This is a genomic window from Antrihabitans spumae (genome assembly GCF_043944905.1).
In the GTDB taxonomy this organism is placed as follows: domain Bacteria; phylum Actinomycetota; class Actinomycetes; order Mycobacteriales; family Mycobacteriaceae; genus Antrihabitans; species Antrihabitans spumae.
The window spans coordinates 1-12,589 of the sequence record NZ_JBIMSN010000015.1 but is presented as its reverse complement, the minus strand read 5'-3'; the positions used below and the strand labels follow the sequence as shown (position 1 = coordinate 12,589).

Below are 12,589 nucleotides of genomic sequence, written 5' to 3'. Positions count from 1 at the left end.
CCCAGCTCATAGCACCTTTCTTCATGTACGACACCAACTCCGAAGGAATTACCGTGAAAGCGGCAGGCTAGGAGGCCCAAAGCAAATCCCTTGGAGTCACCCATGGGCACAGCCGAGTAGGCATCGTCGGGGTCGATTGCATAGTTGCCGTCAGAGTCGTAGAAGCTCTTCCGCTGCAGCGATTCTCCCGCCCGCCGTGCCTCCCGCACCGCGCCCCACGCTCGCTTCGACGTTGCCATGTCGGCAACTACCGGCTCGTCGCCGGCCGGTATGCCGATGTCGATCGGGTTGGTGCCGATGACTGTTTCGACGCCACCGGGTGGCGCAACCATTCGCGGACCACCCGTATTCACGACAACCCCAACCAGACCACGCCGGGCCAGGTACTCGGCAATCGTCGAAGGCCGCAGCCAGTGCCTCATGTCGCGGATGAACGCCATGGAGACGCCCTGCTCAGCGGCTTTCGGGATGAGCAGGTCAGTGGCTCGCCGGCCGACAAGCACGCCGAACTCACGGTGTGCGTCGATGTACAGCGCAGCGTCGCTTTCGCGCACGATCTCCATCGGACCGGCCGGCTCCGAGAACTTTGGGATGTCTTTGACGAACGCAGCGATACTGGCGGCGGGCGGCGAAGTGGAACGAGGCGGTCAAGAACCTCGGGCTCGACGCTGCCACGCTAGGTCTCGATCGTGGGCTTCGGCCGCACGATTTGCGGCATACCTTCGCATCGCTCGCTCGCAAGGCGGGTGCCGATCTCAAGTTTATGTCTACTGGTTGACAGTATCGAACTCATCCAACGTGGCCCATCGGTGGTCCGGTTGGTCGATGGAGGGGAATAGACCGCCGCTGAACAAGACGAAACCCCCTCGTCTGAGGGGGTTTCTTGTTGTGCGCCCGAAGGGATTCGAACCCCTAACCTCCTGATCCGTAGTCAGGTGCTCTATCCGTTGAGCTACGGGCGCGAGCTAATTCAGTTGTAGTCCAGCAACGATCACCGGATGTGGCGGAGGCGAGAGGATTTGAACCTCCGGTCCCTTTTAAAGGGGACAACTCATTAGCAGTGAGTCCCATTCGGCCGCTCTGGCACGCCTCCCGAGCTTCCCTTGAAGAGGAGCCGGTCCTTTCGAACCGCCGAGGGGAAAGGTTACACAGACCCGTCGCAGTACGCAAAACGCCTGCCCACAGGCGTTCTAGCGCAGGTTACTGTCGAACCAGTCGAAGATTCTGGACTGCGCGTCGAGCAGGACGTCGGCACCGCTTTCGAACTCTTTGCCGATGTCGCCCGCCGCAGTTTCCTCGTCGGCCCGATGGCCGAGTCCGGCATAGCTGACGACGTTCGTTGCGACGGATGCGGTGGCGACAGCGTCACGTAGTCGCTCGACATGCTCCGACGGCGTCTCCGGATCGTCGAATCCGTAGAGCGCTAGCCAGGGGGCCTGCAAAGTCTGAACTGCGTCGAGCAAGGACTGTGCACCCGAGGTGATCGGTTCGACGATTCCCCTCGCCGCGACACTGACGACAGCGCCGACGGGCCTGTTCGTCGCCACAAGAACGGCAGCCGTGCCCGCGTCGTCGAAGCCGAGCACACCGATGCAGTCCGCGAACACGCCCTTGGCTCTGAGCCAATCGAAGGACGCGTCGAAGTCACGGAAGAGGTTGTCACCGAACACCTCGGCAGCCGTGTCGTCGGGTTCCCTATGGAAGAGGTGCGGCGCTACGGCAATCCAACCTTCGTCGGCGAGAGCCCGCATCAAGCCAAGTAGCGCGGGTGTGAAGTCCCTCGACTCGTGGAGTACCACGATCCCGCCGCGAGCGCGGCCGTCCGGCTCGATCGCACTGACCGGAACGGTCCCCGGCGACTCGGTCTCGTCCCCTTCGTTCGTACGCTCGACAGCAGTGTCTTCGAAGATTCCCGACATGCAACAAGCCTAGGGCGATACGCAACAACGCGCCCGAAATACTGTTGCCGGCCGAAGAAAGCGGGCCGCGCGGAAACGGCCTGCCCGAAACACACACGGCGGCGCCCTTCATACTTGGCTGGTGACAGCACGAATTCGGCCGGACCTCGCGTCGATCCCCCTCTACGTTCCCGGCCGGGATTTTCCGGGTGCCTACAAGCTGGCGAGCAACGAAACGACACTCGGACCCCTGCCGAGCGTTGCCAAAGCCGTCGCGGAAGCGGTCGAACTGTCCAACCGCTACCCGGACAATCGGTCGACCGAACTGGTTGCCGCACTTGCCGAAGCACTCGATGTGCCCGCCGAGGGCGTTTCCGCAGGCTGTGGCAGCGTTGCCATCTGCCAGGAACTCGCGCAGATCACGTGTGTTGCTGGCGACGAAGTGCTCTACGCCTGGCGGTCGTTCGAGATGTATCCGATCGTCACGCAGGTCGTCGGTGCGACAGCGGTGACCGTTCCACTCACCGACGGTCACGTGCACGACCTCGACGCGATCGCGGCGGCCGTCACCGATCGCACCCGGCTGATCTTCATCTGCAATCCGAACAATCCGACCGGAACAGCGGTCGGCCAGCGCGCGCTGGAAGCGTTCCTCGACCGAGTCCCCCCGCACATCCTCGTCGTGCTCGACGAGGCGTACTTCGAATACCAGCGCTTCCCGGAAGGCGACCAGCCGGACGGCGTCGAGCTAGGCCGGACCCGCCCCAATGTCGTTACGCTGCGGACCTTTTCGAAAGCATACGGCTTGGCGAGCATCCGCGTCGGCTACGCGGTCGGCGATCCTGCCGTCATCGCCAATCTCGGCAAGGTGCATGTGCCGTTCAGTGTCAGCCGCGTCGCGCAGGCCGCTGCGATCGCCTCGCTGCAATCGCAGGCCGAACTGCTCGAGCGCACCGACGCCGTCGTCGCCGAGCGCATCCGGGTGCGCGACGCGCTGGTCGGCGCTGGGTACGACGTTCCCCCGAGTGAAGCAAACTTCGTCTGGCTGCCACTCGGGTCGCAGTCCGCTGACTTTTCGGCTGCGAGCGCTGCCGCAGGTGTGCTGGTTCGGCCCTACGGAGTCGACGGGGTCCGTGTCACGGTCGGCGATCCGCACGAGAACGACGCATTCCTCGAGTTCGCCACCAACGCCGCAGGCCGGCGCTTCGCCGATGTGTCGGCAAACCGCTGAGACAGGACTGACACAAGTCGCTGATCTGAAACGAAAATGTAACTCGCACTTGGAGTACCTGTAAGCGTCGGCTTGGCAGACTTCGACAGGTGGGCGAAAGGTGGTGCGTGTGCTCGGTCGCTTGACGACAGTCTTCGCGTGCGCCCTCACCGTCGCCGGTTTGCTCGCGCCCACGCCCGCCATCGCACAGTCGACCGACACGGTCGACGTCCGTTTGCTTGCGTTCAACGATTTCCGGGGCAATCTGACTCCCCCCGACGGTAGTTCCGGCGTCATCGAGCAGGTCGACGGCTCCCCCGTCCCAGCAGGAGGCGCGGCCTACGTCGCTGCCTACGTCAGCCAACTGCGCAGTCAAGCAACCAATTCGCTGCTCTACTCCGTTGGCGACAGTTGGGGTCCGTCGGCGCTGGAGTCGTCGCTGTTTCACGGCGAGCCTGTGGTCGAGTTGCTGAACTCGATGGGCGTCAACGCCTCGGGCATCGGCAATCTCGAACTCGACGGCGGATTTTCGGAGTTGCAGCGGTTGCAGCGCGGCGGCTGCCACCCCGTGGACGGCTGCATGTTCGACACAACCTACGACGGCGCAGCGTTCCCGATGCTCGCCGCCAACCTCACCCTCGCCAACGGCTCCCCTGCGACGCTGCCGTTCAATGTCGATTTCGTCGAGGGCATACCGGTCGGAGTGATCGGAGTCCTGCCTCGCGACGCCGGTCAGTTCATCGCTGCCGACCGCGCAACCGGACTCACCTTCGGAGACGAACTCACCGCGATCGACCGCACCGCCGACCTACTCGACTTTTTCGGCGTGAAGGCAATAACCGTCCTGCTTCACAAAGGCGACGAATCGGGTCCAGGTGGTCCGGACACCTGCAATCTCACCACCAGCGCAGCGCGAACGATCGCGGAGAAGGCGAGCCCGAAGGTCGACGTGATCTTCACAGCGGCAGGCAATCGGCAGTACAACTGCACGGTTGCCGACCCGATGGGCTCGCCGCGCGCGTTTATGCAGGGCGCTTCCAACGGCAGAGGCGTCTCCGTCGTCGACATCAACATCGACAGGGACACGCGTGACGTCCTGCGCGACCGGACGAGTTCGTTCAACCAGATCGTGACCCGTGACATCACGCCCGACCCAACCGTGTCAGCGCTGGTAGACCGCGCGACCGAGAAGGCGTCGGCCATAACCAGCCGCCAAGTCGGGCAGATCACTGCCGACATCGTGCGCGACGAATCCAGGACGGGTGAGTCACCGCTCGGCAACCTCGTCGCTGATTCCCATCTCGCGGCAACCCGGTCTGCCGGTGCCGACGTCGCGCTGACGAATGCCGGCGGACTGCGAGGCGACCTCAACGTGGTACCGACGTCGCCGATACCAGGATCGGTCACCTTCGGCGAAATCTTCGCGGTCCAGCCGTTCGCCAATCAACTGCAGGTGCTGACCATGACCGGAGCGCAACTGGACTCTGTTCTCGAGCAGCAGTTCCGGCCACCGACGGACGGGCCTGGGGCTCGGGAGATACTCGCACCGTCGGCGAACCTTCGTTATCGGATCAGCAATTCAGCGCCGCTGGGCGCGAAGGTGTCCGGGCTGACGATCGACGGCATTCCGGTGGATCCGGCCGCGACCTACCGCGTCGCAGTCAATCGATACCTCGCCGACGGCGGCGACAACTTTGCGGCATTCACCACCGGCACCGACCGCACCGACGTCGGCAAAGACGTCGACGCCCTTGTCGACTACGTCAGCGCCAACTCTCCGATCGAGCCGCCGCCAACCGACCGAATCGCCTGCGGCGACTGCTACTGACCCAATCCGGCAGCAAGCGTCGGCCACGAGTTGGTGAGCTCCTGCGTCCAATACGGCCACGAATGTGTCCCGACAGGCCGATGGTTCACCGTCGCCGGGATGCCGAGTTCGGCCAGTCTGCCCGCAAGTTGTCGAGTGCACTGGTTGGTGATCGCTTCGATCGGCCCGCCGAAGATGACGGAATTGACGGCGTCCGGGTTCGTGGCGTTCTCGAACGGCCCTGGTAGACCGCTTCCCGCGGAGATGTAGATCGCCTTCCCACGCAATGCGTCCGCGTTGCCGATCACGTCGTGCGCCGCCCACTCGGGATCGGTCGGCGGACCGAACATGTTGTCGGCGTCCCCGCGGAAACTCGCGACGACAAGACGCATCTGCGCCTGACCGAGATCGTCGGTCGTGGAATAACAACCGCTGTAGGACGCGACGGCCGAATAGACCTGCGGGGCTCTGAAAGCGAGCATCATCGCCGCCTGCGCTCCCATCGAAATGCCTGCGACCGCGTTGCGACCGTTGCCGTCGAACGCCGAATCGATCAGCGGCGGAAGCTCTTTCGTCAGAAATGTCTCCCACCGGTAGGTCCCGAGGGTCGGGTCCGCACGCTGCCAATCCGTGTAGTAGCTTGCCGTTCCGCCGACAGTCATAACGACGTTGACGTCCTTGTCGGCGAAGAACTCCACAGCACCGCCTCGATCGGTCCAGTGGCTACCCGAACTGTCAGCGCTACGACCGTCCAGCAGATAGACGGTCGGGCGCGGCGTCGACCGATCCTTCGGAAGCAGGACCTGCACTTCGACGACCGAGCCCATTGCCGGCGAATCGACGAACACGCGGACCCACCGGTCGGTGATGGACTCGACGCGATCGATGGCCGCAGTCGGCGCGGCGGACGCGTGCTGCACCGGCAAACACAGCATCGCGAGAGCGGCAATCACCGCAACTACTGCGCTAGCTCGTGAGCGCACGCTCGATCGTCGGCCAGGAATCATGCAGGTCATCTTGCCAATACGGCCAGGAGTGCGTTCCGATCGGCCTGTAGACGAACTGCGCCGGGATGCCGAGCGAATCGAGTCGACTCTGGAATTCCTTTGTGCAGATCAACGCACCGACCTCGAGCGGAGCACCTTCCGACAGCACTGTCGCTGCGTCGATGTCGCCTTGAAAGTCGTTGTTGCCGGGCACTCCGTTGCCGACCGACATGTAGAGGACCTTGCCGCGCAACCGCTCGGCGTTCGTCCACGGATCGTGAGCCTGCCAGTCGGGGTCGGAAGCGGGTCCCCACATGTTGGTCGCATCGCCCCCTCTCGACGCCACGGTCACGCGGACGAGGTTCTGCGACGCCGGCGAGCCTGTGTCGGGGCACGCGCTGAATACGAAGGAGCCACGGTAGAGGTCGGGGTTACGCGAGGTCAGGATGAGCGCCGCCTGCCCACCCATGGACAACCCGCCGATCGCTCGAACCCCGTTGCCGTTCATCTCTCCGTCGATGATCGGTGGCAGTTCCTTCGTGAGAAACGTCTCCCACATATTGACCCCGAGCGCGGGATCCGCCTTCTGCCAATCGGTGTAGTAACTCGCCATACCGCCGACCGGAAGGACGACGTTGACGTTCTTTCCCGCAACGAAATCGACGATGTCGGTCTTCTTTGTCCACGAACTCTCATCGTCGGTGCTGTCGACGCCGTCCAAGAGATAGAACGACGGACGTGGCCCCTCCGACGCCGGGTGCAGGACCTGTACCTGCACAATCCTGCCCATCGCCGGCGAATCGATGAACAATGCGGACCGCGTCGGCGTCAACTCGTCGACCGAGACGACGGTCGCGGGTCCACCGGGTCGTGGCAGCGCCGGGATCGGCGCGCCGACCGCAGAGGGAACTCCCCCAGAGAGCACGAGCGCCAACGCAAGACTGGCGGTCGCGAAAAATCTCCGGCCCATCGACGTACTTCCTTCACGGCTCGTAGCCGGACCACGGTAACGCAAACGGTAGGTTCGAGAAGGAAATATGCACAATGGAAGTGCGAAGGCACGAACGCTGACGGTAGAGGTGGAGATCGCAATTTTTATTCTTTTGCTCATTATCTGCACATGTACCCTCGCGGCGCTGATCGTACTCATCGTGCTCGCGCGGCGACTGCTGAGCCGAGACGATCCGCACACCACGCAGGCAGTGCTCTCCGGCGCCCGATCGGTCGGCCGCGGCCGGATACTGACCGTCGAGATCGTCAATCCGCTCGAGGTCGCCGCAGCTAACAGCTGGATCGGCGGCTTCGCCGGCAATTTCGCTCCGTCACTCGTCACGAAGATCGTGTACGAGAAGGCCGCCAAGATCATGCAGGACGAACTCGGCAACCACGGCGTCGAGGCTGTCGTCGAGATCCGGTCCGCTACCGCGGGCGCAACGCCGAAAGCGCCCGCAGCCAAGTCTCCGGAAAGACAATCGAACGGCTCGAAGCAATCCGCCAAGTCGACGGCACCGCCTGAAACGCCTGCCAGGAACGGCAGCAAATCAACCCCGTCGAAGACCGGTCCTGCGCCGAAGAACGGTACGGCCAAGACCGAACCCGCACCCACCTACGTCCGCGAGTTCGAGCCGGACGAGGTCTAGTGAGCCAAATCGTTCTGCCGTCCCGTCCCGTCATCGGGATCCTGCACCCCGGCGTGATGGGTGCGTCCGTGGGTTCGGCGCTCAAGCCTGTCGCCGGGGCGGTGATCTGGGCAGCGGCCGGGCGCAGCGTCACCACGTCGAAGCGGGCGGAGATCGCCGATTTCGTCGGTGTACCCGACCTGGCCGAGCTGGTCCGTCGCGCCGACCTGATCATTTCGGTGTGCCCGCCGGACGCCGCTCGCAGTGTTGCAGAGCAGGTTGCCGAGGCCGCACGCGATCGACGACCCCTCTACGTCGATGCCAACGCTGTGTCGCCTGCAACCGTCGCGGGCATCGGTGACCTGTTCGGGGCTGACCGCACCGTCGACGCGGCGATCATCGGTCCACCCGCGTGGGAGCCGGGGCACACGGTGTTGTGGCTGGCCGGCGAGCAGGCACCTGTCGTTGCGGCGCTGTTCGACGGCTCGCCGTTCACCGCCCGGGTCCTCGACGGCGAGATCGGGTCGGCGAGCGGATTGAAGGCATGCTTCGCCGCGCAGAGCAAGGCACTGCCGACGATCTGGCTAGCCATCGCGGAAGCCGCTCGGGCCTACGGGGTGCAGGACGAGCTACGCGACGAACTCGCACGAACCGGCAAGGACCTCACGGCATTGCTGCAGCAGCTCGACGACCGCGCCGCAGGCAAAGCGTGGCGATGGGTCGGCGAGATGGAAGAGGCAGCCGACGCGTTCGCGGCGGTGGGCCTGCCCGACGGGTTCTCCCGCGCGGCCGCACAGATGTATCAGCGGATGGCCGACGCCGATCCAGTGGATCTGGCCAACAGCTGGGGCCTGCGGGGCGGAGCGGTCTGAGGTCGGGTTCAAGCCCCGATCGCGGACCCGATCATCGGCCACGAATCGTGCAGGTCGTCCTGCCAGTACGACCACGAATGTGTACCCAACGGCCGGTAGGCGAAGTGCGCGGGGACTCCCATGCCACGCAACCGTTGCTCGAATCCGACGACGCATGCGAAGACCATCGCCTCGACGGGTCCGCCAGTCAGGATGTTCTCGGCCAGCTGCGGTTTGAGTTCGAGCTCGTGCGGGCCGGGAAGGCCGGTGCCCGTCGAGATGTAGAGCGCCTTGCCACGCAAGCGGTCGGCGACGAGGGCGGGGTCGTGATCTCGCCAGCCTGCACCGTTGATCGGTCCCCACATGTTGGTCGGATCGCCGCCGCGCATCGCGATGGACGCGACGATCGCAGGCATCGACATAGCTGTATCCGGGCAGGCGCTGAACCCTGCGACTGCGCGATACAGCCAGGGATTTCGAGCCGCCAGAATGAAGGCGCTGTTGCCACCCATCGACAGCCCGCCGATCGCGTCGACGCCGTTACCGCCGAACTGCCCGTCGATGATCGGAGGCAACTCCCTGGTCAGGAACGTTTCCCACTTGTAGTTGCCGAAGCGCGGGTCCGGGCGGTCCCAGTCGGTGTAGTAGCTGGCGAAGCCGCCGACCGGCATCACCACGTTCACGTTCTTGCCGAGGAAGAACCGTTCCGCGTCGGTCGCGTTGGTCCAGGTGCTCTCGTTCACCCCGGGATGCAAGCCGTCCAGCAGGTAGTAATTCGGGCGCGAACCGCCGCCGGCCGGATGCAGGATCTGCACCTGGACTACCTGGTTCATCGCTGGCGAATGGATGAAAACGGCGGTCCGCGTCGGGCTCAACCCGACGACGTTCACAACCTCTGCTGCGTTCGCCACCTGCGGCGTTGCCACCGCGCCGACCAGGCCGGCAACCATCGCGACGACCAACAACAGCACTCTGCGCATCCGTAGAACCCTCCCCAACGACCATCCGGAGCGTCAAAACTAACCCAGACCTGTTGGGGAGAACATTGCTTGGGACAACGATCGAGGAGCAGACGGATAACGGCTGGTTGATCTGGCCGGGCAGGCGTCGATCCTCGTCGGTCGTGAGTGCCGGTCGAATTCCATACGCCGCCGGATCAGGTCCGCAATATACGACCGAAAGTATGGTTTCGACGCCAATACCGACCGGATTGTTAACGCTGCACCATTCCGAAATGCCCGTTTTCGTAAACGGCTGCACGCGAGTTACGTGAATCACATTCGCGTGTCGAGACCGTCTCGATCAGGCATTTCGGGCATGTCGCGCGGTACCGCTGGCGCTCCCAGCCAAGTCCGACCCGACTGCCAGCTACGCCCAAATTCGTTCGATCGCAATCGAACCCGACGCGGAGAGCTACGTCGGCCGCAGTATCGGCAGGTTCGTGATCGGGAGGCGGCGCAGCGGTGACTATGGTTAGTGACGTTCCGTAATTCTGGGAAGCACGCCTGTCTGATGAGCGTGTCACTGTAACGCCGGGAAATACTCTGTCGATGACTAATACGGGTGAGGAGTTGGACGCCGCAGTTGCACTAGCTGCAAACGGCGACCGATCCGCTCTTTCCCAAGTGCTGGAGATTGTCCGGCCGTTGGTTGTGCGCTATTGCAGAGCCAGGGTCGGGTCGGCGGAGCGTGGGCAGCTCTCCGCTGACGATGTGGCTCAGGAGGTATGCCTCGCTGTGATGACAGCATTGCCGCGGTACCAGGACCAAGGTCGACCCTTCATGGCCTTCGTCTATGGCATCGCGTCTCACAAGGTGGCCGACGCTCACAGGAGCGCATCGCGAAACAAGTCCGACCCGATGGCAGATGTCCCCGACGTCATCTCCACCGACAGCGGACCCGAACAGCACGCTCTCGATTCAGAGGCCGCGCGACAGATGAACACGCTCCTCGCCACACTGCCTGAACAGCACCGAGAAATACTTATACTCAGGCTCGTCATGGGTCTATCGGCAGAAGAAACCGCCACCGCGGTGGGCAGCACAGCGGGAGCGGTGCGTGTCGCTCAACATCGAGCGCTCGCGAAACTCAAGACAAGAGTGGCGACGGTGGGTGAAACCAATGGCTAGGGACAAGAACCGCGGCTTCGGTGCGGACCCACAGAGCGGCGCCTCGAGCGTCGAAGCGCCGATTGATATCGCCGCCGTCCAACGTGACGACGCGCTTATCGACGCGATTGTCAACGGCGAGACGTTCGACGACGACAACGACATTGCTGCGCTGCTTTCGAGCTGGCGCGCTGACATCGTCGACGAGCCTCTGCCAGCAGGACCCGACATCGACGAAGTGCTTGCAGCGATCCATCAGGAGATCGGCGCCAAGCGCACCCGCGACCGTTCGTCACGGGTGCTCCGCATAGTTCGTCCGCTTGCAGGTGTTGCCGCGGCAGTCGCCTTGGTCGGCGGCGGCATGACCGTTCTTTCCTACAACGCCGAGCCGGGCGATCCGCTGTGGAACGTGAAGCAGGTCGTGTTCAGCGACGCCGCCGACTCGACGGTCGCCAACATCGATACCTCGACCTACCTGCACGAAGCCGAGCAACTGATTCAATCCGGTCGGCCCGACGAGGCGAAGATCCAACTCGCGGAAGCATCCTCGCGTGCCAGCGATGTGAACGACACCGCAGCACACGACGAGCTTATGGAGTGGTCGACTCGGCTCGAACAAGAGCTGAATCAGAAGCTGAACCCGACCACCGCCGAAGCAACTGTTGCGGCAAGCGCAACTCAATCAGCGGCGGCGACGAGCGCGACGTCGACCGCTGACCCGAGTAATGCGGCAACTTCGGTGAGCCAGGTGCCGCCGGAGACCCCCACGCAGACCCCGGTGCCCGCACCGAATCCGCCGATCGATTTCCCGACGCTGCCGACACTGCCACCGCTGCCGACGCTCCCCCCTCCACCGTGGGAAGTCCCGCCGCCGTCGCCGGCTGGCTAGATTTCGCGAAGAACCCCGTCACCTACACAAGGTGGCGGGGTTCTTTCGTCCGGCGGACCAAAACGGTGTGGAGCGAATGTGGCATTGGTACCCCTCCGCGGGACCGATGCGACATTGGCTCCGGCACCACGCGGGATGAGGGTGCCGTTGACCCCACTGAACGGAGTGAAGGTGCCCCCGACACCGCAAAACTTTGGCGGAAGCGGAGGGATTTGAACCCCTACGACGGACCAGGTCAGTAGCTAAAATACGGCCTCACCTGCGGAATCAATTCACTCCACTTCACTGCGGATCAGTTCGTTTCGTTGTCAAGTGTGGGCAAAATGTGGGCAGACCTCGAAGCCGAGCAACGTGACCTCAACAGGCAGGCCTATTGCAGTGAATTTCGCCTGACACACGACTCAACGGCCCGGTGGGATTCTGGGTGCAACTTTGGTGTGAAGGCCCAAATTGATCAAACCCACGAGCCACTGACTCCACGCCTCCTCGCACCGGTAAAGTGTCGCAACCAAGACGCTGCTACGACACGCTGTGCCCCTTTGATGAGAGCATGAGCGAGTGAACGGCTACGCACCCTGGTTCGGCCTCATCGGCGTCCTCGTAGGTGCCGCAATAACGCAGACAGCGACACACCGACGCGAAATGTGGAGCCGCGAGGAGTCTCGGCGCGGGACGCAACGTCGCGTCGTCTCCCAGGCGTTAGCGGCGATCAATCAGCTTCCGGTAAAAGTTAAGGCACTAAGTTACACCGAGAACTACCCGCTGACTGACCCTGGAACTGGCGATGTCTGGAACTACGCGGGTCAGGCGAGACATTCCGGGGCGCTTGTTGAGTTGGAGAATGCGTTGATCGGCGTTGATCAGGCTCTACGCGAATGCCGCATGACCGTCACAGATGGCGTCATCCGCGAAGAATTGCAGAACCTCGAACGGGAAGTTGCAGCGCTCCGGTCAACGATGACGACCCAGAGAGTCGCCCTTCAGGCTTCCGCGACCGGAGTCGACAAGGCTCTGGACCGCCTATCGGAGCGAATGCTGGCAGTCAGCAGCAAAGCCGAGATGCGAATCGCTCCACAATCGGGAGGCGGTATTACGGCGCTTCTTCGACGGTCTCCGTCTGCTATTGACCGTGGCTCGGCCACGGGTTAGCCCGCACAAGCCAGTGGCATGCCCCCTGTAAACGGGGCCAGCTTGTTTTAGAGTCTTGTTGCCCGTGACCTG

11 protein-coding genes and 2 tRNA genes are annotated in these 12,589 nt (G+C 63.5%); 6 read left to right on the top strand and 7 right to left on the bottom strand.

Annotated elements, in window-relative coordinates; all coding sequences use genetic code 11:
* The 4 genes from ACHIRB_RS03370 to ACHIRB_RS03355 form a co-directional block, all read right to left on the bottom strand.
* On the bottom strand, nucleotides 1-554 hold a 554-nt coding region (locus ACHIRB_RS03370; RefSeq protein WP_395127612.1), incomplete at its 3' end, for an Ldh family oxidoreductase.
* 335 nt (nucleotides 555-889) lie between these two features.
* Nucleotides 890-962, bottom strand: a tRNA-Arg gene (locus ACHIRB_RS03365).
* Nucleotides 963-1,001: 39 nt separating this feature from the next.
* A tRNA-Ser gene (locus tag ACHIRB_RS03360) sits at nucleotides 1,002-1,093 on the bottom strand.
* 97 nt (nucleotides 1,094-1,190) lie between these two features.
* Nucleotides 1,191-1,919: a dienelactone hydrolase family protein gene (locus ACHIRB_RS03355; protein ID WP_395112990.1), complete on the bottom strand. Its 729-nt coding sequence runs from the start codon at nucleotides 1,917-1,919 to the stop codon at nucleotides 1,191-1,193.
* Nucleotides 1,920-2,040: 121 nt separating this feature from the next.
* Between ACHIRB_RS03355 and hisC the strand changes: the two genes are divergently transcribed.
* Both hisC and ACHIRB_RS03345 read left to right on the top strand, forming a co-directional pair.
* Nucleotides 2,041-3,129 (top strand): histidinol-phosphate transaminase, encoded by a 1,089-nt coding sequence (gene hisC, locus ACHIRB_RS03350; RefSeq protein ID WP_395126535.1) that lies wholly within the window; start codon nucleotides 2,041-2,043, stop codon nucleotides 3,127-3,129.
* A 109-nt stretch (nucleotides 3,130-3,238) separates the two neighbouring features.
* Nucleotides 3,239-4,936, top strand: a complete 1,698-nt coding sequence (locus ACHIRB_RS03345; RefSeq protein WP_395126534.1) for a bifunctional metallophosphatase/5'-nucleotidase — start codon at nucleotides 3,239-3,241, stop codon at nucleotides 4,934-4,936.
* Here ACHIRB_RS03345 and ACHIRB_RS03340 read toward each other — a convergent pair.
* Nucleotides 4,930-5,898 (bottom strand): alpha/beta hydrolase, encoded by a 969-nt coding sequence (locus ACHIRB_RS03340; RefSeq protein WP_395126533.1) that lies wholly within the window; start codon nucleotides 5,896-5,898, stop codon nucleotides 4,930-4,932. The genes ACHIRB_RS03345 and ACHIRB_RS03340 overlap by 7 nt on opposite strands.
* A complete protein-coding gene (locus ACHIRB_RS03335) occupies nucleotides 5,882-6,871 on the bottom strand; it encodes an alpha/beta hydrolase (protein ID WP_395126532.1) in 990 nt (329 codons plus the stop codon). The genes ACHIRB_RS03340 and ACHIRB_RS03335 overlap by 17 nt, the downstream gene beginning before the upstream one ends.
* Nucleotides 6,872-7,052: 181 nt before the next feature.
* Between ACHIRB_RS03335 and ACHIRB_RS03330 the strand changes: the two genes are divergently transcribed.
* Both ACHIRB_RS03330 and ACHIRB_RS03325 read left to right on the top strand, forming a co-directional pair.
* The gene (locus ACHIRB_RS03330; RefSeq protein ID WP_395126531.1) at nucleotides 7,053-7,541 is read left to right on the top strand and encodes a hypothetical protein; all 489 of its coding nucleotides are present in this window, start codon (nucleotides 7,053-7,055) and stop codon (nucleotides 7,539-7,541) included.
* Entirely contained in the window at nucleotides 7,541-8,392 is an 852-nt protein-coding gene (locus tag ACHIRB_RS03325) for a DUF1932 domain-containing protein (protein WP_395126530.1), read from the top strand. The genes ACHIRB_RS03330 and ACHIRB_RS03325 overlap by 1 nt, the downstream gene beginning before the upstream one ends.
* An 8-nt stretch (nucleotides 8,393-8,400) precedes the next feature.
* Here the strand turns inward: ACHIRB_RS03325 and ACHIRB_RS03320 are convergent, their stop codons facing one another.
* Nucleotides 8,401-9,351 (bottom strand): alpha/beta hydrolase, encoded by a 951-nt coding sequence (locus ACHIRB_RS03320; protein ID WP_395126529.1) that lies wholly within the window; start codon nucleotides 9,349-9,351, stop codon nucleotides 8,401-8,403.
* Between the two features lie 570 nt (nucleotides 9,352-9,921).
* On the opposite strand from ACHIRB_RS03320, the gene ACHIRB_RS03315 reads away from it, so the two are divergent.
* Complete coding sequence (locus ACHIRB_RS03315) at nucleotides 9,922-10,500, top strand: sigma-70 family RNA polymerase sigma factor (protein WP_199704784.1); 579 nt, start codon at nucleotides 9,922-9,924, stop codon at nucleotides 10,498-10,500.
* Entirely contained in the window at nucleotides 10,493-11,368 is an 876-nt protein-coding gene (locus ACHIRB_RS03310) for an anti-sigma-D factor RsdA (RefSeq protein ID WP_395126528.1), read from the top strand. The genes ACHIRB_RS03315 and ACHIRB_RS03310 overlap by 8 nt, the downstream gene beginning before the upstream one ends.
* Nucleotides 11,369-12,589 lie beyond the last annotated feature (1,221 nt).